The following is a 21296-nucleotide window of genomic DNA, read 5'->3' on the forward strand; positions in this document are numbered from 1 at the left end:
CTGTCAATCCGGCGAGAGGTCCAGTTATTCGCAAGACCATGGCTGTTCTGTCGGCCTGTCTTGTAGCAGCCCTCGGCTGCTCCCAGGCTTATGCCGCAGATGCGGCCCCCCCCCCCATAGACACGGGGGATACGGCATGGATGCTCACCAGCACCGCACTGGTGCTTATGATGACCATCCCCGGTCTTGCCCTGTTTTATGCCGGCATGGTGCGTAAGAAAAACGTGCTGGCAACGCTCATGCAGTCCTTTGCCCTGTGTTGCATCATGTCCATCGTATGGATGGTCGCGGGGTATTCCCTCGCCTTTACAACCGGGTCGCCGTGGATTGGTGGCTTCTCCCGCGTGCTGCTCAACGGTATTGGCGCGCATATCCATAATGGTGCGGATGTTGGCTTTACACTGGGTGCGGATAGCCCCAACGCCACCACCATGACCATTCCTGAGAGCATCTTCATGATGTTCCAGATGACCTTTGCCATCATCACCCCCGCGCTGATCTGCGGCGCTTACGCGGAACGCATGAAGTTCAGCGCCATGTGCGTGTTCTCCATCCTGTGGTCTCTGGTCGTGTATGCCCCCATTGCACACTGGGTCTGGAGCCCGATCGGCTGGCTGGCTGGCCTTGGTACGGCTGACTTTGCAGGTGGTACGGTTGTCCATATCAACGCCGGTGTTGCCGGTCTGGTCTGCGCTCTGGTGCTCGGCCGCCGCAAAGGTTACGGGCAGGACGATCTTTCTCCCTTCAACCTGACCTATGCCGTCATTGGTGCTGCCCTGCTGTGGGTTGGCTGGTTCGGCTTTAACGCAGGCTCCGCTGTTGGTGCCAACGGCCGTGCAGGCATGGCCATGGCTGCAACGCAGATTGCCGCCGCTGGTGCTGGCGTATCGTGGATGCTGGCGGAATGGCTGCGTTCGGGCAAACCGACTGTTCTGGGCGTAATCTCCGGCGCTGTTGGCGGTCTGGTCGCCATTACCCCCGCAGCAGGCTTTGTGCTGCCGGGTAGCGCTCTGGTTATTGGTCTGATCACCGGCGTTGTCTGCTACTGGGGCGCCACATCCCTCAAACACATGATGGGGTATGACGACAGCCTGGATGCCTTTGGCGTGCATGGTGTGGGCGGCATTGTTGGCGCGCTGCTGACCGGTGTGCTGGCCTATGGTCCGCTTTCCGCGAACGATGCCAACCCTACGGGTGTTACTGGCTCCCTGCACCAGCTTATTGTGCAGGGCGAAGCAGTGCTGGTGACCATTGTCTGGTGCGCCTTTGCCTCCTTCATCATCCTCAAGGCGATTGATCTGGTCATGGGTCTGCGCGTAACCGCGGATCAGGAACTGGAAGGGCTGGATATGTCCCTGCATGGTGAGCGGATTAACAACTGATCCGTTAACCCCTCCGCCTTTTGGGCAAAAAGCCTCCATGCTCTGGCATGGGGGCTTTTTTTATGGGTGGGGGCACACACCGGCAGGCAAACCATGCTATGCCCCGCCTATGGCCATTCCGATCCTTCCCGCACTTTCCCTGCCTGAATCCGAGCTGGAGGTCAGTTATATTCTGGCATCCGGCCCCGGCGGGCAGAACGTGAACAAGGTCGCAACGGCTGCGCAATTACGCTTTGATGCCGCACGCTCCCCTTCCCTCCCCGAGCGGGTCCGTGTGCGGCTATTGGAACTGGCTGGGACCCGCGCGACACGGGAAGGCGTTATTGTCATAACCGCCCGGCGCTTCAGAACACAGATACGCAACCGTGAGGATGCCATAGAACGGCTGGTAGCCCTGATCCGCGAGGCCGCCCACCGCCCTGCCTTCAGGGTTGCCACGCGCCCGGGCCGGGCCGCACGCCAGCGCAGGCTGGACGGTAAAGCCCACCGCGCCAGCATAAAGCGCACCCGCTCAGCCCGGTGTGAGGACTAGACGCACACTCTGGGTGGGCAAGCCCGCCGAACACGAACTACCTGCATCAGCATCAGCATCAGCATCAGCATCAGCATCAGCATCAGCATCAGCATCAGCATCAGCATCAGCATATTCTGATATTAATTTTCTGCTGCGTGTAAAAAGCCTCAGGCTTGTATTTCTTGCGCATGATTTTTCATGATATTGGTAGAATGCTGGCAGCATGGGGCTGCCGCTCTATTATCCTCCTTGCATGAGGTCTATTATGACTGTTGTAGCCCGCACCGGACTGGCCGCTTTGCTGCTTGGCTGTGCCACAGCCCTTTCCCTCCCCAGCGCCCACGCCATGACGGTGAAGGAGTGCCACGAGAAGTTCAAGGAGGCCAAAACCGCCAACACGCTCAAGGGCCAGTCCTTCACGGAATTCAAGGCCAGTTCGTGCGATATTGCCACCACTCCGGCAAATGCCGCCCCCAAAGCCCCGGCACCGGCTACCACACCGGCAACACCTGCCAGTGCTGAAGCGCCCAAACCTGCCAAAAGCGTAGCCGCCACGGAAGCCGCCCCCACCAACGCAACCCTGCCTACCGCAGTTGCGCCACAATACGCCAAACTCAGCGCTGGCAAGGCCCGTATGCAGACCTGCCTTGACCAGTACAACGCCAATAAGGCCAGCAACGCCAATGGCGGGCTGAAGTGGATTGAAAAAGGCGGCGGCTATTACAGCGTCTGCAACAAACGCCTCAAGGGCGAATAACGCCCCCAAACTCCGTTCAGTGTTGGGGAGGGAAGCCTCTCCAACACTGACGGTGGCCTATAACAGGCTGCCCTATCAACACCTCTGATGATCGACGCCCGACCGGGCTCTAGCGGGTACGCCCTGTTGCGGGCATAACGTAGAGCATATGCGTGCGGTATGAAATCCATACCCTATGGGCGGCAAACCAGTCCGCACCCAGTAGCATATCTACCGTGTCCTGCACGGGAGCGACTGTGAGCACGGGGGATTTTTCCTGCTCCTGTCCAATCTGCATCATGCCAAATTTATGCCAGTGGTAGGTTTGCTGGTGGCCATCCACGCCGGTTGTCAGCCCGCCGGGGTCGGTGGCCAGCATGGGCTGGCTCACGCCCATACGCTCCGCCGCCTGAGTTGAGACAATGCACGAGCGCGCCCCACTATCCACCAGCGCCTGCAGGGCATGGCCATCCAGTTCCACACGCGCAATAACCCGCTCTCCTGCATTCTGCAACGGAACCGCACGGTAGATGTAGCGCCACCCCTCCGGCCCGGAACAGCCGGGCACGCTTGCGGACCAGAAGGAGAGCGTGCCCTGTGCGACATCAAACTCCACATCATAGCGTGAGAGCAGGTCCCCCCCCACCAGCCCTTCCACCGCTGGTTCCGTGCGTGGCACAGCAGGCAGCGCATCCACGGGAATGGAGACAGGGCCAAACTCCAGCCCTCCCATTTTAAAGGACCGCACCACCGCATTGGGCACAATACGCCCCACACCACCCGTGCCATGCACCATCGTGTGCATGGAGCGGTCCAGTTGCGTATCAAACAGGGCTGCAGCTTCGGGCGAGAGCAGGCTCCCTTCCGAGCCTGTATCCACAATCATGCGTACGGCGTGGCCGTTCAGGCTGACCGGACTATTCAAAAAACCCAGATCATTGCGCAAGGCCACACGCGCCATCAGCTTATGGCAGGACTGGGCACTGGCGGCATGGGCCCCCGCCCCCATGCCCACAACAACAGCCGCAGCGGTGGCACAGTGCCGCCACCCCCGCAGGTTCTTCTGCCTGCCGTGCCGATGTGTCATGCCAGTTCCTGTGCAAAACGGTCCGTGGCGTTGAGCAGCGCGGTAAGAATACCGGGTTCAAACAGGGCGTGGCCTGCGGCATCGACAAGCTGAAAATCCGCCTCGGGCCATGCCCTGTGCAGGTCCCATGCCGTGCGCACCGGGGTTGCCATATCGTAGCGCCCCTGCACGATCACGGTGGGAATATGGCGGATACGCGCCACATTGGCGATAAGCTGACCTTCCTCAAGCCAGCCGCCGTGAACAAAGTAATGGTTTTCTATGCGTGAGAAGGCCAGTGCGTAATCGGCCTCATCATGCTGGTGTTCCATTTCCGGGCAGGGGAGCAGGGTCAGGGTTCGCCCTTCCCACAGGCTCCACGCCCGCGCGGCGGCCAGCCGCTCTTCCACATTATCCGAAATCAGGCGCTTGCGATAGGCACCCATCATGTCTCCCCGCTCTTCGGGGGGGATGGGGGCTACAAAATCCTCCCATTTATCGGGGAACAGCCAGGATGCCCCTTCCTGATAATACCAGAGCAGTTCGGCCTTACGCAGGGTAAAAATGCCGCGCAGCATAAGAGCGGTCACGCGCTCGGGGTGGGTCTGGGCGTAGGCCAGAGCCAGCGTAGACCCCCATGATCCGCCAAAAACAGCCCATTTTTCCAGCCCGAACAGGGTCCGCAGGCGTTCAATATCGGCCACCAGATGCCATGTTGTATTGGCCTCAAGCGAGGCATGCGGGCGCGAGCGCCCACACCCGCGCTGGTCAAACAGCACAATGCGGTAGCGGGCTGGGTCAAACATCTGGCGTTGCGCAGCCGAACACCCACCACCGGGCCCACCATGCAGGAACACAACCGGAATACCATCGGGGTTACCACACTGCTCCCAGTAAACCTGATGCCCCTCCCCCGTATCCAGATACCCCTGCGCGTAGGGTTCTATTTCCGGCCACGGGGTGCGGTGTGCTGTGGTGATCATAACCCTCAACCTTCTTTTTTATGGGCGTTATGCTCCATTTGCGCACGTGGATGCGCACGCGTCCAGACATCCAGCAGCCGTGCCTCATCCGCCAGTGTGTAACGTTGTGTTGTGGACAGGCTGGCATGGCCCAGCAGTTCCTGAATAACGCGCAGGTCCGCCCCCCCCTCCATTAAATGGGTGGCAAAGGAATGGCGCAGGGCATGGGGGGTTACGTGCTCGGGCAGCCCGTTGCTGACCCGCCATTCCCGCATGGCCTTCTGGGCAATCGCGGGTTGCAGGCGCCCCCCACGAACCCCGACAAATAACGGGCTGTCCGGCGCGGGGGCTGGGTGGCGCTTGCGCCATGCTTCCAGCGCCCTGCACACGGCAGGGAGCACGGGCACCAGCCGCTCCTTGCCCCCTTTGCCGTGAATACGCAGGACGCCACTGCCTTCCATGGTGTGCAGGTCAGCAATATTCAGGTTCAGTGCTTCAGAAATCCGTAGCCCACAGCCATATAGCAGCAGGAACAGGGCGGCGTTCCGCTGCTCCTCCATGGGGGTGAGGGCCATACTGGCAATATCATCCGGGGCGGCCAGTGCATCTTCGCGCGCCAGAGGGCGGGGCAGTGTTTTTTTGGTACGGGGCAGGCGTAACAGCGAGACCGCCGGATTCTCCACCCCTTCCCTACGTGCCAGATATTTAAAAAATGACCGCAGGGCAGAAACCCGGCGCGCTCGGGTGCGGGCAGCCTGGTCTGGCGTGCTCCGACGCGCATGGGGGCGGCTGGCCTGCTCCTGCGCCTGTGCCATCTCATGCGCAAGCCATGCCCGGAGGTCGCGCAGGGTTATGCTGGCCAGCCCGCTCATGGCCGGTGGCCTACCCAGATGTGTGGTCATAAAAGCCAGAAAACGGGCCAGATCCCCCCGATAGGCATCTATGGTCAAAAGGGAGGCCCGTTTTTCCACCGCCATCCATGCCAGAAATTTTTGCACTGCGTCTTCGGCCGTCATGCCCATGTGCCTCCTGCCTTCTGCTCCCTTCTATCCTACGTTCGGGCAAAAATCCCAACAGACAACCCCTGTTCTTTGCGCTGCTGCGCGCTTAAACATAAGGGCATGGCAGTGGCTCCTCCCCCTTCTTCTACGCATGCCTCCGGCGCGGACCAGCCCGCAACGGGTGGGCTGCGCGTGCCCGTCCTGCTGCCCATGCCGTTTACTGGCCCATTTGACTACAAAGCCCCTGCCAGCATGGCGCTCAAGCCGGGCGATATTGTGAGCGTACCCTTGGGCAACCGCCGCCAGACCGGCGTGGTCTGGGACACACACACCACCCTGCCACCAGACCTTGCCCACCCCACGCCCACCAAAACAGTGGCTGATAACCGCCTACGCGCCGTGGCCGAACGGCTGGAGCTTCCCCCACTTAATGCCGAACTCCGCCGGTTTGTGGACTGGGTGGCCGCCTATACGCTCTCCCCCCCCGGCATGGTGCTGGCCATGACCCTGCGCCTGCACATGAAAGGAGCCACGCCTGCCCCCGCCATGGGCTGGATCGCTCCCCCCACCCCGCCGGAAGCACTGCGCATAACTCCCGCACGGCAGAAGGTGCTGGCCCTTATGGCGGATGGCAGCTCCCGCACCACAACCGATATTGCCAGTGCGGCAGAGGTCAGTGCTGGCGTGGTCAAAGGGCTGGCAGATGCAGGAGCACTCCGCCCGGTCCTGCTTGAACCTGCCAGCCCCTTTGCCCAGCCCGACCCGCTGCACCACCCGCCTGTGCTGGAAGGAGCGCAAAAAGAAGCCGCTACAGCCCTGCGCCACAGCGTGCAGGACAAAAAATTTTCCGTAACCCTGCTCGAAGGGGTAACAGGCTCGGGCAAGACCGAAATCTACCTCGAAGCCATAGCCGCCTGTCTGGAACAGGGGCAGCAGGCCCTTGTGCTCCTGCCTGAAATTGCTCTGTCCGCCCAGTGGATGGACCGGTTTACCCGCCGCTTTGGCGTACGCCCCGCTGTCTGGCACTCCGAAATCGGGCAGAAGGCCCGCCGCCAGACCTGGCTGGGAGCGGCCGATGGGTCCGCCACGGTGGTTGTGGGCGCGCGCTCGGCGCTGTTCCTGCCTTTTTGCAACCTCGGCCTGATTATTGTGGATGAAGAGCACGAATCTCTGTTCAAGCAGGAAGAAGGCGTGATCTACAACGCGCGGGACATGGCGGTGGTGCGTGCAAGGCTGGCGGGGTTTGCGGCTGTGGTGGTGTCCGCCACCCCCAGCCTGGAAACTCTGGCCAATGCACAGGCCGGGCGCTACCAGCGCCTTGTGCTGCCCACCCGCCACGGCGGCGCATCCCTGCCGCAAACCCACCTGCTGGACATGCGGGAGGCCCCGCCTGAACGCGGGCTGTTCCTCTCCCCCAGACTGGTGGAAGACATCGCCGCCACATTAGGGCGGGAGGAGCAGGCCATGCTGTTCCTTAACCGCCGGGGGTACGCCCCCCTTACGCTGTGCCGCACCTGTGGCCACCGCATGGAATGCCCGCACTGCACCGCATGGCTGGTGGAACACCGAAACCGGCAGGTGCTGAGCTGCCACTACTGCGACCATACGGAGCCCATGCCCCCCGTATGCCCGAACTGCAAAACCGAACACAGCCTGACCGCCATTGGCCCGGGGATTGAGCGCATAACCGAGGAGGCCCGCCAGAGCTTCCCCGATGCGCGTATTCTTGTCATGTCGAGCGATACGCTTGGGGGGCCTGCCGCCACCGCAGAAGCGGTTGCCAGAATTGCCCGCCGTGAAGTGGACCTGATTATTGGCACCCAGATTGTGGCCAAGGGCTGGCACTTCCCCCATCTGACACTGGTTGGCATTGTGGATGCCGATCTGGGGCTTGGGGGGGCGGACCTGCGGGCCGGGGAGCGCACGATCCAGCTTCTGCATCAGGTTGCAGGCCGCGCGGGCCGCGCCAGCGCACCGGGGCGCGTGGTGCTGCAAAGCTACACGCCCGAACACCCGGTTATGCAGGCCCTGCTTTCGGGCGATTTTGACCAGTTCATGGAGCAGGAGGCCGAACAGCGCCGCCCCGGCTTCTGGCCGCCTTATGGGCGGCTGGCGGCGTTGATCATCAGCGCAGATACGCCTCAGGCGGCGGATGATGCCGCAGCCCGCTTTGGCCGCACCGCCCCCTATGGGGAGGGGATTCAGGTCCTGGGGCCATCTCCGGCCCCGCTGGCCATCCTGCGCGGACGGCACCGCCGCCGGCTGCTGCTCCGCACATGGCGCAGCATTGCGGTGCAACCTATTCTGCACCGCTGGCTGGGGCTGGTTCCACTGGACAGGCACGTACGCGTTGAGGTGGATATAGACCCCGTCTCGTTCCTGTAACGGTAACCAGCCCCGGCTGGGGTTTAGTCGTTGGCGGGTTTGGCTGTGCTGGTCAGCACGGTGGAAATGGTTTCCCGCATGACCATAACGCGCACGTTGGGTGCGATTTCCACTTCCACTTCGTTCGACTCTTCTCTGGTGCGCTGCACAACACCGATCACACCACCGGCTGTTACAATCCGGTCGCCACGGCGCAGGGCCTTAAGCTCGGATTTAAGCTGCTTCTGGCGCTGCTGCTGGGGGCGGATGAGCAGAAAGTACATGATGGCAAAAACAGCCACGAACGGCAAAAAGGACAGAATGCCCGAAGCACCGCCAGAGCCTCCGGCTGTCTGGGCGTAAGCAGCGGGGATAAGAAAATTGGACATAAGGTACAGACCTTCAACAATGGCTGGTTGCGAAAACAGAAGAAGTGACCATAATTTTCAATCCTCCCGCGTCAAGCTCCCATGCTGACGAAAGACCGCCAGAAAGACCATTAATAAGGAATAAAAGCCGATGAACCAGACCCTGCTGCCAGCATTGGACCGTATTGCCGCGGCTCTGGAGCGCCTTTCCCCTCCCCCCGCGACGCTGGAAGGGGTGGATACGGCGGATGCTTTTGTCTGGCTGCCAGAACGCGGGCGGCTGCTGCCCATCCCCCATGTGGCCCATGTCAGCGTGGACCTGTTGCAGGGCATAGACCTGCAACGGCGCATTCTGCTGGAAAACACGCGCCATTTTGCCCACGGCCTGCCCGCCAACAACGCCATGCTGTGGGGGGCACGCGGTATGGGCAAGTCCTCGCTGGTCAAGGGGGCGCATGCGCTGGTCAACCAGGTGGACGGCAAACCCTGCACGCCGGGCAAGGGGCTGGTAGCACTCATAGAAATCCAGCGTGAGGACCTGACAAGCCTGCCCCTGCTGCTCAGCCTGCTGCGTGAGAACCACCGCCGCTTCATTCTGTTCTGCGATGACCTGTCGTTTGAAAAAGAAGACCGGGATTACAAGGCCCTCAAATCCGTGCTGGATGGCGGTATTGCCGGGCGGCCGGAGAATGTTCTGTTCTACGCCACATCCAACCGCCGCCACCTGATGCCGCGTGACATGATAGAAAACGAGCGCTCAACCGCCATCAACCCCTCCGAAGCCACGGAAGAAAAAGTCTCCCTCTCCGACCGGTTTGGCCTGTGGCTTGGCTTCCATGCCTGCGAACAGGATACCTATACCGATATGGTCCAGACCTATGCTCAGGCGCGCAACCTGCCCATTTCCACCGATGTGCTGCTGGCCCGCGCCAATGAATGGGCCATTACCCGTGGCAGCCGCTCGGGCCGTGTGGCATACCAGTTCATAGAGGCCCTGACAGCCGAGCTGGCGGCGCATTAATTTGCGCAACCGGACCCAATGGTCTTGCATCCCACATGGGTATGAGTTGAGATAGCGTTCGCAAATGGCGGCATCGGCCCGATGCCGTGGGGGTTCCCCTGATTCGAGGCGACATGAACCAGACAGTACCGCCCAATTCTGATGATACGTCCTTTGGGGCCGAAACACGCCCGAACACAACGGACATACGCAGGGTACGCTCCAACCCGGACTACTGGTACCCGGTTGCATGGTCGCGCGAACTCAAACCCGGAAAAACCATAGGCACACGTTATGCTGGCCAGCCCATAGCATTAGTGCGCCCGGTGGACGGCCCCATTTTTGCGCTGGAAGACCGCTGCGCCCACCGGCAGGTGCCGCTCAGCAAAGGGGTTGTTGCGGGCAGTTCGGTCAAATGCTGCTACCACGGCTGGGCCTATGGCCGCTCCGGCCGGTGCATTGACGTACCTTATCTGGGCAAGGGCAAGCTGCCCAACGGGGTACGTACCTACCCCTGCCGCGAACAGAACGGCATGATCTTTGTTTTTCCCGGCGACCCGGAAAAAGCCGATAGCGTGCCCTTGGCCCCGCAGTTGGCAAGGGCGGATAGCCCCGCCTACAAAACCCGCTATTTTGGCCGCACCGTTGGCTGCCACTACAGCTTCATGCATGAAAACCTGATGGATATGAACCACCAGTTCATGCACTCCAAACAGATGGGCCAGATGAAGCCCCGCTTTTTGGGCCAGAAGCGCGAGCCCGGTCTGGTGGAAGCCCGCTACAGCTTTGCGCGCACAGGGGGCAAACAGCCCTTTGGCGAAGCCCTGATTTTTGGCGAGCGGCGTGACGTGTCGGAAAAATTCCAGCACCGCGATGTCATGACCATCCGCACGGAATACCCCTACCAGACCCTGCGCATCCAGACCGGGGATGAAGACCCGGTAATGGACCTGTGGATTGTGTACACCCCCCAGAGTGCTGATGAACTGACCAACCGGACCTTTGGCCTGCTCTCGGTCAAACGCCCCAAAATCCCCGGTATTCTGGATATGGCATGGCCGTTGCTTGTTGCGTTTACCGAGCGGATTTTTGCCGAAGACCGCGAGATTGTAGAACTGGAGCAGAACGCATGGCGCGAACTGGGCGGGGACCACAATGTGGAAGTCTTCCCCGTAATTAACGCGCTCCGGGCTTTGCTGGTTGAATGTGGCATTCCCCCTGCCAGCGAGTCTCATGCCTGATACCGGACCACTGTTACTGGATGCGGGTCCATGCCGCCTGCGCCCACTCCACCCTGATGATGCAACAACCCTGCACCACCTGGTCAATGACTGGGAGGTGGTGCGCATGCTCAGCCGCCTGCCCTTCCCCTACCCCCGGGATCTGGCGGATAGCTGGATCGCCTCCACCTGCCAGATGCAGGCCAGTGGCGAAGGCCATCATTTTGCCATAACCGCACCCGATGGGGCTTTTATGGGCTGCATTGGGGTGCGCATTCACACCATGCCGCAGGTGGGGCGTGTGGGTATTCTGGGCTACTGGGTTGGCCGCCCCTACTGGGGGCAGGGCATTGCCACCCATGCCGCCACCCGCATGACGCGTTGGGCACTGGCCCATCTGGATATTACCGCCCTGCGCGCAACGGCAGCACAGGATAACCCTGCCTCCATCCGCGTTCTTGAACACGCAGGCTTCCGCCATTGTGGCACTGACCGGCAGATGTTTACCGCCCGTGGCACGGAACTGCCTGTTGCCATGATGGAAGCCAACCGGACTGATCTGGACATGAGCACAGCCCCCACCACCACACAGCGCAAGCTGGTGCTGGTTTCCGCCGCCGCGTTAATAGATGCACAGGGCCGTATTCTGCTCGCCCGCAGGCCGGAGGGCAAAAGCATGGCCGGTCTATGGGAGTTCCCCGGCGGCAAGGTGGAAGCGGGAGAAACACCAGAGGCCGCCCTTGTGCGCGAACTGCATGAGGAACTGGGGCTGGATATGTCGCGCGCATGCCTGGCACCCTTTACATTTGCTTCCCACGCCTACCCCGGCTTTGACCTGCTGATGCCGCTGTATCTCTGCCGCCGCTGGCATGGCACCCCCACCGCGCGTGAGGGGCAGAAACTGGCGTGGGTTGCCCCGGCTGATCTGCGCAGCTACGCCATGCCTGAGGCCGATCTGCCGTTTATTCCCCTGCTGCAAGCCCTGCTCTAGCCAAAACCACAGCTCTGATTTGTGGAATGCAGCGGGAAAACGCTAAAATACATTCTTGACGAATGATAAGGAGCGGGACTAACCAGAAGGTAGAATGTTTCTGCAAGAAACCTTCCCTCGTGATTTGTTAGGCCGGCTTGCGGCGAGGTAAAAGAAACGCGCTAAAGAGGCTTTGACGGCGCGCATAACCCGACGTCATGGTTTCCACGGTCAATTTGAGAGATGCACCCCCGCGGATGGACGCACGCCCTGCGCCTGCCCCACGGTATGGATCAGACACGAAAGAACCGGATACAAGTCCCATGAGTGATAACCAGACATCCCCTTCCAAGGCGTGGCGTCCTGCCACACGCCAGCTCCATGCCGGTCTGGAACGCACCGAATATGGTGAAACCAGCGAAGCCCTCTTCCTGACATCAGGCTTTGTGTACGATAGCGCCGAACAGGCTGCCAAAACCTTTACAGGTGAGGTAGAGCACTACCAGTACAGCCGTTTTGGCAACCCCACCACCGCAGCCCTTGAGCGCCGTCTGGCGGATCTGGAAGGAGCCGAGGCATGCATAACCACGGCAACGGGCATGGGGGCTGTGTCCTCCGCCCTGCTCTCCCACGTTACGGCGGGTGGGCGTGTTGTGGCCTCCCGCGCGCTGTTTGGCTCCTGCCACTGGATTGTAAACCACCTGCTGCCCCGCTACGGCGTGGAAACCGTGTTTGTGGATGGTGGCAATCTGGCGGAATGGGACGAAGCCCTGTCTGTCCCCACGGATGCGGTGCTGCTGGAAAGCCCTTCCAACCCCATGCTCGATATTCTCGACATTGCGGCCATTTCCGAGCGTGCCCACAAAGCGGGTGCAATTGTGGTTGTGGACAATGTGTTTGCCTCCCCCATCTTCCAGAAACCGCTCGAACTGGGCGCGGATGTGGTGGTTTACTCCTGTACCAAGCACATTGATGGTCAGGGCCGTGTGCTGGGTGGTGCCGTGCTGGGCCGCAAGGACTGGATAACCGAAACCCTCCAGCCCTTTACGCGCAACACCGGCAATGCGCTCTCCCCCTTTAACGCATGGGTCATGCTCAAGGGGCTGGAAACCCTGTCCCTGCGTGTGGAAGCCATGGCCCGCAATGCAGCCGCGGTGGCGGATTATCTGGCATCGGCACCGGGGATCAAACTGGTGCGCTACCCCGGCCGCAAGGACCACCCGCAGTACGAACTGACCCAGCGCCAGATGAGCGGCAACGGCACACTTGTCGCCTTTGCAGTGGAAGGCGGACAAAAGGAAGCCTTTGCGTTCATGAACGCTCTGCAACTGATCGCCATTTCCAACAATCTGGGGGATTCCCGCTCGCTGGTGACCCACCCGGCCACCACCACGCACTCCAAGATCAGCCCCGAAGAACGCGCAGCCCTTGGCATTACGGATGGCGCCATCCGCTTTTCCGTCGGCCTTGAAGACAGCGCGGACCTGATAGACGATCTGGCGCGCGGCGTTGCCGCACTCAAGGCGCTGTAAGCACCTCACACGCCTGCCCGGCCATGGCCTGCCCCCCTCCACCTTAGGGCAAGAGCCATGGCCAAAGGGGTGCCAGAAGGGCATGGCCTGCACTCCCTTACTGGATGCAGCTTTGCACAACCCCCATGTTCATGATACTGGCACGCTCTCGCACCCAATGCGGACCTAGCACACGGAACGGCTGATCTGGGCCGGACCCTTTTCCATTTTGCAGGAGCTGGAGACCCATGGCCGACTGGGCCGTCGCCCCCCTTCCACAATCCCCGGAAGAAGCTCTGAACGAACTGTTCTCCCCCCTCCCAGTGTACGAAGCCGTTACCGATGGCATTCGTGTGCTGGTGCAGGTCTTCTGGCTGTCTGACCAGTCCGAGCCGGAAGAGCACAGTTACTGCTGGGTGTACCGTATCCGCATTGGCAACGACAGCAACAGGCCGGTGCAACTGCTTGAACGGACTTGGCATATTACCGACACATCCGGCCGCACGGAACATGTGCATGGGCAGGGTGTTGTAGGGGAGCAGCCCGTTATCCAGCCCGGCACGCTTTACGAATATACATCTGGCGCGTCTCTTTCCACGCCCGGGGGGTTCATGCGCGGGTCCTACCTGCTGCAAGCCACCACGGACCGCACCCGGTTTGACGTGACCATTCCCGCCTTCAGCCTGGATAGCCCTTTCCAGAACCACCAGCTCCAATAACCAAAGCAGGAGACCGGCATGAGCGTGCCTGAGCACAACACAGACCGCCCCACCCAACAGGAAGCCGAACAGGCCGTACGCACCCTGCTGCGCTGGGCAGGTGATGACCCAACGCGTGAAGGTCTGCTGGACACACCCGCCCGTGTCGCCCGTGCCTATACCGACTTTTTCTCAGGCTATGCCATTGACCCGGCCAACCTGCTCCGTCGGACTTTTTCCGAAGTCGATGGGTATGACGAGATTGTCCTGCTCCGCGACATCCGCTTTGAAAGCCACTGCGAGCACCATCTGGCCCCCATTATTGGCCGGGCCCATGTTGCCTACCTGCCGCGCCAGCGGGTTGTCGGCATTTCCAAACTGGCCCGCGTGGTGGACGCCTATGCCCGTCGCCTCCAGATTCAGGAACGCATGACCGCCCAGATCGCCAACACCATCAATGACGTGCTTGAGCCCCATGGTGTAGCCGTGATTATTGAATCCGCGCATGAGTGCATGACCACACGCGGCGTGCACAAACCCGGCGTGTCCATGGTCACCAGCACCATGCTGGGCGTGTTCCGGAATAATTCCGATACCCGGCGTGAACTGATGGCCATCCTCAACCGCCCCGCCGTCAACGGCTACTAAACTGCCAGCACCCCCGGCAATCCATACGGAACCGGGGGTCTGCGCGGGCCAGACCAGCGCACTCCCACAACAAGGTCAGGTCATGCGCTACGTGGCTTAAATGCTGATGTTTGCGCCAAGCACCTTCAGAAACTGGGCCAGCCATGCCGGGTGGGCAGGCCATGCGGGAGCACTGACCAGCTCGCCATCCGTTACGGCGTCTGTTACGGCAATATCGGCATAAATACCGCCAGCCAGTTCCACTTCCGGCCTGCATGCCGGGTAGGCTGAAACCTTGCGCCCCTTGATAACCCCGGCCGCTGCCAGCAACTGTGCGCCGTGGCAGATCACCGCCAGAGGCCGGTCCGCAAAGGCGCGCACAATCTCAAGCACCCTTGGGTTAAGCCGCAGATACTCAGGCGCTCTGCCACCGGGAACGATAAGGCCCAGATAATCATCCGTGTCGATCGCATCAAAATCCGCGGTCAGCGTAAAGGCATGACCGGGTTTTTCGCTGTAGGTCTGTGCCCCTTCAAAGTCATGGATGGCGGTCAGAACCTTGTCCCCCGCCTTTTTGCCCGGGCAGACCACATCCACCGTATAACCCAGCATGGAAAGAGCCTGATACGGGACCATGATCTCATAGTCCTCCACGTAGTCACCTGCCAGCATCAGCAGTTTTACATCATCAGTCATGGTGCGAGGTTTCCTTCAGCCCTTCGCGCAGGCGGGGCATCAGTTCCACAAAGTTACACGGACGGTGGCGGCTATCGAGCTGGAACACCAGAATATCGTCCCATCCATCCTTGACCGCCCCCGTGGAGCCGGGGAGCGCAAACAGATAGGTGCCGCCTGCAACACCTGCCACAGCGCGTGACTGAATGGTGGATGTGCCGATTTTCTGGTAGGACAGCATGCGGAACAGTTCGCCAAACCCTTCAATCCGCTTTTCCAAAACGCGCTCGAACGCCTCTGGCGTTACGTCCCGTCCGGTAACACCGGTGCCGCCATTGGTGATGACCACATCCACCAGCGGGTCGGCAATCCATGCGCCCAACTGCGCTGCAATCAGGTCCGTATCATCCGAAACAATGGTGCGTGCTGCTACGATGTGCCCTGCGGCCTCGATCCGCGCCACAAGGGCTGCGCCGGAGGTATCCGTCTCCAGTGTGCGCGAATCCGAAACAGTCATAACAGCAATACGCACAGGCAAGAACGGTCGGTTCGTATCTATCTTGGACATGGCTGACTGTTATATCTCCGCAACTATGATGCAAAAACGCATCAGGGGAATGAATAATAGCCGTCTGAGGCAGAAAATAAGCCCTCAAGGGCAACCTTTTGCCTGCATCGGCCCTAAAAAACATTTAGGAACTGGAGTTGTTACACCCCGATAAACCATGATTGATCTTTTCGCTCACGCGCAAGGCCAATCCAAAGACAAAAAAATTGGGATCATGACCAAACGTATTTTTTTTCCTTTTCGCACCTTCTGGCTGTTTGCCTTCCTTTTGCTCTCTGTGGCTTCGGCCCTTCCCGCGCGGGCGCAACTCCTGCCCGGTGGCAACAGTTCTATTGGTCTTTTACCCAGTCTGGAAGTTGATAACGAAGCCAATCTGGTTGAAGACCCCGGCCCCCTGTTTTCTGCTCCTTATGGCAAGGACCATTTTTTTGGCAACTGGGGTGGTGCGCAACCCTGGCTGCTCAGCCACGGCATCCATATTCTGGCCGATGTGCATGAGGAACTGGCAGGCAACTTCCGGGGGGGGCGCAGGCAGGGCGTGACCAATGCGGGTCAGGTCGGCGTTGAACTGGATGTGGACTGGGGCAAGCTGACCAATACGGACCTGTTCAGGAACCTGTGGACCCATATGATGGTCGTTAACGGCCATGGGCGGAGCCTGAGCAACGATTATATCGGGGACTCCATCGGTGGTGTGCAGCAGATTTATGGCGCACGTGGTAACGTGGTGGCCCACCTTGTTTACCTGTATGCGGAGCATTCGTTTTTCCAAAACCGTGTGGATATCAGCGCTGGCTGGATCCCGCCGGGCAGCTTTTTTGCCGCTTCCCCCCTGTTCTGCATGTATATGAACGTGGCCATGTGCGGTAACCCCGCCCCCACCAAATACACAGAAGGCTCGCGTGACTGGCCATCGGGCAATCTTGGTTTTGTGGTGCGCGTGATGCCCACAAGCAATACCTACATCATGGGTGCGCTGTTTGCTGTTTCCCCCCATGCGTTTAACGGCGGCATTTCCGGCTGGGCATGGGCGCAGGATGGTCTGGGCAAGTTCTCATCCCCCGTGGAAGTGGGCTGGCTGCCCAAATTTGGCAAAGACCACCTGAACGGGCACTATAAGGCCGGTTTTGGCTATGACAATTCCAGCTACCCCGACCTGGTGGATGACATCCATGGCAATGCGTGGATTGAAACCGGAATGCCCAAACGCTACCGCGCAGGCCGTGCCAGCGCATGGGTCATGGCCGACCAGATGCTGGTCCGCAATGGAGAGGGTCCGACCAACGGCCTGATTGCTCTGGCAGGCTGGATGTGGTCCGACGGGCACACCACCGCCATGTCCCACCATATCTGGGCTGGCATGGTGGAAACCGGGGCCAGATGGGGCCGCCCGATGGATAGTGTGGGGATCATGTACCAGTGGGAGCTGATGAGCCGCGCCTCCACCTTGCAGCAGGAAGCCGCCAGCATGGCCGGTGTCCCCTTCCCTTCCAACCAGTGGGGCAGGGTATGGGGCATTCAGTCGCACGAAAATATTTACGAAGTGTTCTATAACGCCCATGTAGCGCCCGGCATTTCGTTACAGCCGGACTTCCAGTACATCAACCGCCCCGGTGGCAGCACCGTGTTCCACGATGCGGCCGTTATGGGGCTTCAGTTCAACGCGGTTCTGTAATCAGTTCGGAACGACAAACCGCTCCATCGGGCGCAGGCTCAGCATCCTGCCCTGCAAGGGGGTAAACTGCTCCGCGTGGCAGGTCAGCAATATGACCTGCACACGTGTTGCGGCATCGGACAACACATCAAACAGGGTTTCCAGCCGCTGGGAGTCTGAAAAACTCAGCGCGTCATCCAGCACCAGAATGGCTGGGGCCCCGCGTTTATGCAGCAGTTCCGCAAACCCGAGCCTGACCAGCACGGCTATCTGTTCCCTTGTGCCGTCCGACAGGTCCTTTACCTCCTCCGCGCGCTGGCGGGTCAGACCGGTCAGGGCGAACTGCGTATCCACCTCCAGTGTTGCCCCACGGAACAGGGCAGAAAAAGCGGGCTGCATGGCCTGCACCAGCGGGGCCAGATACCGCTCGGTCTGTGTGGTTTCGGCCTGAAGCAGCGTAGCCTCCAGCAATGCAAGGGCTGCGCGCTCGCGCTCCCACGCCTCCAGTTCCCCCTGCGCCTGTGCGGCGTGGCGTTCCGCACTGGCAAGCTGCTCATCCAGCCCATCCCCTTCTGCCTGACGGATCCGTGTCTCGCGCTCCATCTGGTCCATGGACAGACGTGTAATCTGTTCGTGCAGGTGCTCCATAGCCTGTTCACGGCGGAGAATACCCTGCTCCACTACGCTCAGCGGTTCCTCCTGCTGGCGTATATGGGCAATCCGGGCCAGTTCGGCCTGTGCGCGCTGCCTGTCCTGCTCGCTGCTTGTGGCGCGGGTCAGCAGAGCCGGGTCGGGTTCGCGCTCAACCCATACGTCCAGTTCAAGCCGGTCGCGCTGGAGCGCCTGCTGCTGCTGTGCAAACTGGGCAAGAGCCTGCTCCAGCCGGGTATGGGCCGTGCGGTGCAGGGTAAGCACTTCCTGCTCCTGCTGGCGGGCGGCTTCCACCGCCATAAGTGCATCCTGCTCCTGCGCGCGGGCCTGCTCTACATCCGGCGGTGTGCCTTCATCTTCGGGCCAATCCGCCTGAGCGGCCTGCTCCTTGGCAAAAAGCGCCTCCCGCTCGTTCAGCTTCTGCCGCAATGCGTCCAGAGCAGCGGCAATATCGCTGGGCTGGGGCACACATAAAAGCGCCATACACTCGGCACTGGCCTGCTCCACGTCCCGCTCGGCCTGCCTGCGGGCCTCGTGCTGGCTTTCAGCCTGCTCCACATTGTGGCATCCGACCTCTTGCAACAGACCATCCAGCGCACTTTGGGCCGTGGCAAGGGCTGCATGCAGCGCGTCACTCTGCTGTGTTGAGGGGGTTATGATAAAGCGGCCCACGCCGTCCACCACCAGTTCGCTCACATCGGTCAGGGACTGGGGGCCAACCGGGCAGGGATTACCATTCAGCCATACCGTGCCTGCTGCATCCGGGAGCAGGGTTGCCTCAAACCGTGTGGCCTGCGCCTGCATGCTGGCCTGTGCCTGATGCACCGCCTGCATGGCCTTGGCCAGACGGCGCATAAAGGCCGCATCCACAGGCATGATGCGCAAGGCCGCCTGTGCTTTTTCCAACCTTGCACAGGCGGCGTTCGCCCGCTCGAACGCAGCACGCTCCTGCGCTATGGCCTGCTGGTTATGCGCCAGCGCAGCCTTGTGCATGACGCGCGACACCATGGTGTGCGCCTGCTGGTGCCGACTTAAGGCGGCTTTATGGCTGGCCTGTGCATGAGCCAGTTTCTGGTCTGCCTCCCCCGCAGCAAGGCTGAGCTGGGTGTGCCCACTTTGGGCATCGGCCAGAACCTGCTCCAGCCGGGCAATATCTGTCCGGCGGGTCTGGCGGCGTTCCTGCTCGGCCTGAATATACTGCACACTCTGCTCGGCCGCACTCAGTTGCGCCTGTGCTGCCTGCTCCTGCGCCACAAGCCCGCGCAACTGGTCGCGTGTCTGCCGCAGGGCCACGAGTTTTGCCTCATCCTGCCTGCGCCGTTCGGGGTTGTTGCACTGGGCCAGCGTGCGCCGGATCTGCTCCAGCGCGCTGATATCCTCCTGCAAAGCCTCCTTGCGGGCCAGAAGGGTGGCGACCTGAGCACGGGCCTGCTCGCCCTCCTCCTGTATCTGCCGCATACGCTGGCTGGTTTTGCCTGTTGCGGTCTGGTACTGGGCCAGCCGTTTACTGACCAGAGCCAGCATGGCGCTGGCCTCGGCCGTGCCGGTTACGCCCTGGATGTTCTGTTGCAGACAGGCCTGAAGGCTGGCCCGCCCGGCCCCTTGCAGCGCAGGCTGGGCAAAGCTTTCACCCTGCTCCACCAGCAGGGCGTTCCACAGCCCTGCCGCTTCGGACTTGCTGACCTTTTCCAGTTCGAACAGGGCTTGCAGGCGTTCCTCCGCCTCCTCCCCATCAAACCGTTCAGCGCCCAGATCCAGCCGGGCGAGACTGCTGCTGCCAAACTTTTTTTCCAGCCAGCAGGACTGACCTTTCCATGTAAAGGCCACGCCAATATGGGGTGAACCCCCACCATAAGGCAGCAGGTCCTTGAACGGCTGGGCCTTGGAGGTGTGCCGCAGGGTCAGCGCGGTCCGCAGTGCCTTGAGCACGGTGGATTTACCGGCCTCATTGGGGGCGGCCAGAATATTCAGCCCAGCGCCCAGCCCTTCGACCCGAACGGGGGAGGCAAAACGGCGCACGGCTTCAATCTGGATGTCTGTCAGGATCATGGCGTTGCCCTCCGCACTTCCCCCCAGAGCAGGAAGAGCCTTTGCAGCGCCTCCTGCGCAACACTGGCCTCAGCCCCACCGGCATTCACCTGTTCCAGCAGGGCAGCGGCAGTCGCACGCACCGGCCCGGATGTGCCAAGCATATCCAGATCATCCGCCCCGGCGGCAAGGCTGGGGGCACCACTCAGCCGCAGGCAGGCCAGCGCACTCCGCAGGCGGTGGTCGATCAGACTTTCATAAAGTGCCAGATCGTCCACCCCCAGCATGCCGCCAACCTCCAGCCATGCCAGAATGGTATGGGGCTGCTCGGGAGCTATGGCGCGCACGCGGCTTTCCAGCGCATGGATGTCCGCGCTGCTGGTCAGCACCACGTTTTCAAACTTGCACCACGTAAAGCGGCCTGTTCTGTGCGTGCTCAGCCGTGGCGGAGCTGTGGGGCCATCAAACGCCACCACAACGCATTCTCCCCCGCCATTACCCCCGGTGCCAAACCGGTCCACCTCCGGCGTGCCAGCGTACACCGTGCGGTCATTGATCCTGTTAAAACCGTGCCAGTCCCCCAGTGCCAGATAGGCGAGCCCCGCCCGGGCGGCCCGGTCAATGGCTATGGGGTTGTTCTGGGCTTCTTCCTCATTCCCGAACCCCACGACCGAGCCGTGGGCAACGCCTATGCGCAAAGCCCCTTCGGGGGTGGGGGCATCATCCATGTAAGCCGTCAGGTCCGACAGGGTGTGCCGCCGCTGCAAAACGGCAGGCAGCAGCCAGGCATTATGCGCGCCATCAAGCTCAACCGGTGCGGAGGCAAGGTGGAGCTTAACATTGGCAGGCACTGCGTTTTCACGTTGCAGGCGGGTCCATACGCCCTGAGGGGTATGGGCATCGTGGTTACCGGGAATAAGGTGCCAGCTTATATCCGCAAACTGGCGCATGCGCTCCATGGGCTGGCGCAATGTATGCCCCGAGGGGGTTTCGTGTTCATACACATCGCCCGCGACCAGCACATGGGCTGCCCCCTGCGCCCGTGCGAGCATGCCTATACGCTCGATCACATTCAGCCGCTCGGCCTGCAGCGCGCCCAAGGCATCATCATCCACAAAGCTGAAGGTCCGGCCTATCTGCCAGTCGGAGGTATGAACAATTTTCATACACACTGTTGTGCCCGCACCACCAGTAACTCGGCAAGATGGAATATGGCATGACGGCCAGCACAGACCCGCGGCCGGAAACCGCGCTATGCGCCTGCCCCAGAATTGATTAGGCCCATTATAGTTTGTAGGCTT

Annotated in this window: 20 protein-coding genes and 1 riboswitch; of the genes, 11 read left to right on the forward strand and 9 right to left on the reverse strand. The window is 61.1% G+C overall.

Translation table 11 applies throughout. From position 1 onward, the window contains the following. Positions 1 to 38: 38 nt before the first annotated feature. Positions 39 to 1382 (forward strand): ammonium transporter, encoded by a 1344-nt coding sequence (locus HNR55_RS05695; RefSeq protein WP_276509721.1) that lies wholly within the window; start codon positions 39 to 41, stop codon positions 1380 to 1382. A 109-nt stretch (positions 1383 to 1491) separates the two neighbouring features. Next, positions 1492 to 1914, forward strand: coding sequence for an alternative ribosome rescue aminoacyl-tRNA hydrolase ArfB (gene arfB / locus HNR55_RS05700; RefSeq protein WP_166112716.1), 423 nt, complete (start codon positions 1492 to 1494; stop codon positions 1912 to 1914). Here arfB and HNR55_RS05705 read toward each other — a convergent pair. Further along, complete coding sequence (locus HNR55_RS05705) at positions 1894 to 2121, reverse strand: hypothetical protein (protein WP_166112572.1); 228 nt, start codon at positions 2119 to 2121, stop codon at positions 1894 to 1896. The two genes, arfB and HNR55_RS05705, sit on opposite strands and share 21 nt — an antisense overlap. A 40-nt stretch (positions 2122 to 2161) precedes the next feature. Between HNR55_RS05705 and HNR55_RS05710 the strand changes: the two genes are divergently transcribed. Continuing rightward, entirely contained in the window at positions 2162 to 2653 is a 492-nt protein-coding gene (locus HNR55_RS05710; RefSeq protein WP_166112575.1) for a hypothetical protein, read from the forward strand. A gap of 109 nt (positions 2654 to 2762) precedes the next feature. Here the strand turns inward: HNR55_RS05710 and HNR55_RS05715 are convergent, their stop codons facing one another. From HNR55_RS05715 to HNR55_RS05725, 3 genes are read right to left on the reverse strand one after another with little or no spacing between them, the layout of a single operon-like run. Beyond that, positions 2763 to 3719, reverse strand: coding sequence for a retroviral-like aspartic protease family protein (locus HNR55_RS05715; RefSeq protein ID WP_242005455.1), 957 nt, complete (start codon positions 3717 to 3719; stop codon positions 2763 to 2765). Next, complete coding sequence (gene pip / locus HNR55_RS05720; RefSeq protein ID WP_166112578.1) at positions 3716 to 4681, reverse strand: prolyl aminopeptidase; 966 nt, start codon at positions 4679 to 4681, stop codon at positions 3716 to 3718. Before pip ends, HNR55_RS05715 begins: the two co-directional genes overlap by 4 nt. 5 nt (positions 4682 to 4686) lie before the next feature. Next, on the reverse strand, positions 4687 to 5676 hold the full coding sequence (locus HNR55_RS05725) for a tyrosine recombinase XerC (RefSeq protein WP_166112580.1): 990 nt from the start codon (positions 5674 to 5676) through the stop codon (positions 4687 to 4689). 105 nt (positions 5677 to 5781) lie between these two features. Between HNR55_RS05725 and HNR55_RS05730 the strand changes: the two genes are divergently transcribed. Continuing rightward, entirely contained in the window at positions 5782 to 8046 is a 2265-nt protein-coding gene (locus HNR55_RS05730; RefSeq protein ID WP_166112583.1) for a primosomal protein N', read from the forward strand. 23 nt (positions 8047 to 8069) lie between these two features. On the opposite strand, the gene yajC is transcribed toward HNR55_RS05730, so the two are convergent. Continuing rightward, positions 8070 to 8414 carry a preprotein translocase subunit YajC gene (gene yajC / locus HNR55_RS05735; RefSeq protein WP_166112586.1) on the reverse strand — a complete coding sequence of 115 codons (345 nt, stop codon included), beginning with the start codon at positions 8412 to 8414 and terminating at the stop codon, positions 8070 to 8072. 130 nt (positions 8415 to 8544) lie between these two features. Between yajC and HNR55_RS05740 the strand changes: the two genes are divergently transcribed. The 6 genes from HNR55_RS05740 (at position 8545) to folE (ending at position 14440) form a co-directional block, all read left to right on the forward strand. Continuing rightward, complete coding sequence (locus tag HNR55_RS05740; RefSeq protein ID WP_166112588.1) at positions 8545 to 9414, forward strand: ATP-binding protein; 870 nt, start codon at positions 8545 to 8547, stop codon at positions 9412 to 9414. 113 nt (positions 9415 to 9527) lie between these two features. Further along, complete coding sequence (locus tag HNR55_RS05745; RefSeq protein ID WP_179290153.1) at positions 9528 to 10634, forward strand: aromatic ring-hydroxylating oxygenase subunit alpha; 1107 nt, start codon at positions 9528 to 9530, stop codon at positions 10632 to 10634. Further along, positions 10627 to 11604: an 8-oxo-dGTP diphosphatase MutT gene (gene mutT, locus HNR55_RS17175; protein ID WP_166112591.1), complete on the forward strand. Its 978-nt coding sequence runs from the start codon at positions 10627 to 10629 to the stop codon at positions 11602 to 11604. Before HNR55_RS05745 ends, mutT begins: the two co-directional genes overlap by 8 nt. Before the next feature lie 106 nt (positions 11605 to 11710). Beyond that, a riboswitch (SAM riboswitch) is annotated at positions 11711 to 11790 on the forward strand. 116 nt (positions 11791 to 11906) lie between these two features. Continuing rightward, a complete protein-coding gene (metZ, locus tag HNR55_RS05755) occupies positions 11907 to 13115 on the forward strand; it encodes an O-succinylhomoserine sulfhydrylase (protein WP_166112595.1) in 1209 nt (402 codons plus the stop codon). A gap of 227 nt (positions 13116 to 13342) precedes the next feature. Then, positions 13343 to 13813, forward strand: a complete 471-nt coding sequence (gene apaG / locus HNR55_RS05760) for a Co2+/Mg2+ efflux protein ApaG (RefSeq protein ID WP_166112598.1) — start codon at positions 13343 to 13345, stop codon at positions 13811 to 13813. An 18-nt stretch (positions 13814 to 13831) separates the two neighbouring features. Continuing rightward, a complete protein-coding gene (gene folE, locus HNR55_RS05765; RefSeq protein ID WP_166112601.1) occupies positions 13832 to 14440 on the forward strand; it encodes a GTP cyclohydrolase I FolE in 609 nt (202 codons plus the stop codon). Positions 14441 to 14536: 96 nt separating this feature from the next. On the opposite strand, the gene HNR55_RS05770 is transcribed toward folE, so the two are convergent. Further along, positions 14537 to 15115, reverse strand: a complete 579-nt coding sequence (locus HNR55_RS05770; protein WP_166112604.1) for a DJ-1/PfpI family protein — start codon at positions 15113 to 15115, stop codon at positions 14537 to 14539. Beyond that, on the reverse strand, positions 15108 to 15662 hold the full coding sequence (moaB, locus tag HNR55_RS05775) for a molybdenum cofactor biosynthesis protein B (protein WP_166112607.1): 555 nt from the start codon (positions 15660 to 15662) through the stop codon (positions 15108 to 15110). Before moaB ends, HNR55_RS05770 begins: the two co-directional genes overlap by 8 nt. 214 nt (positions 15663 to 15876) lie before the next feature. Between moaB and HNR55_RS05780 the strand changes: the two genes are divergently transcribed. Next, positions 15877 to 17337, forward strand: coding sequence for a carbohydrate porin (locus HNR55_RS05780; protein WP_166112610.1), 1461 nt, complete (start codon positions 15877 to 15879; stop codon positions 17335 to 17337). Here the strand turns inward: HNR55_RS05780 and HNR55_RS05785 are convergent, their stop codons facing one another. Continuing rightward, positions 17338 to 20016, reverse strand: coding sequence for an AAA family ATPase (locus tag HNR55_RS05785; RefSeq protein ID WP_166112613.1), 2679 nt, complete (start codon positions 20014 to 20016; stop codon positions 17338 to 17340). After that, entirely contained in the window at positions 20013 to 21161 is a 1149-nt protein-coding gene (locus HNR55_RS05790) for a metallophosphoesterase family protein (RefSeq protein WP_166112616.1), read from the reverse strand. The genes HNR55_RS05785 and HNR55_RS05790 overlap by 4 nt, the downstream gene beginning before the upstream one ends. Positions 21162 to 21296 lie beyond the last annotated feature (135 nt).

Origin of the sequence: Acetobacter lovaniensis (assembly GCF_014207635.1) — a bacterium.
GTDB classification, from domain to species: Bacteria; Pseudomonadota; Alphaproteobacteria; order Acetobacterales; family Acetobacteraceae; genus Acetobacter; species Acetobacter lovaniensis.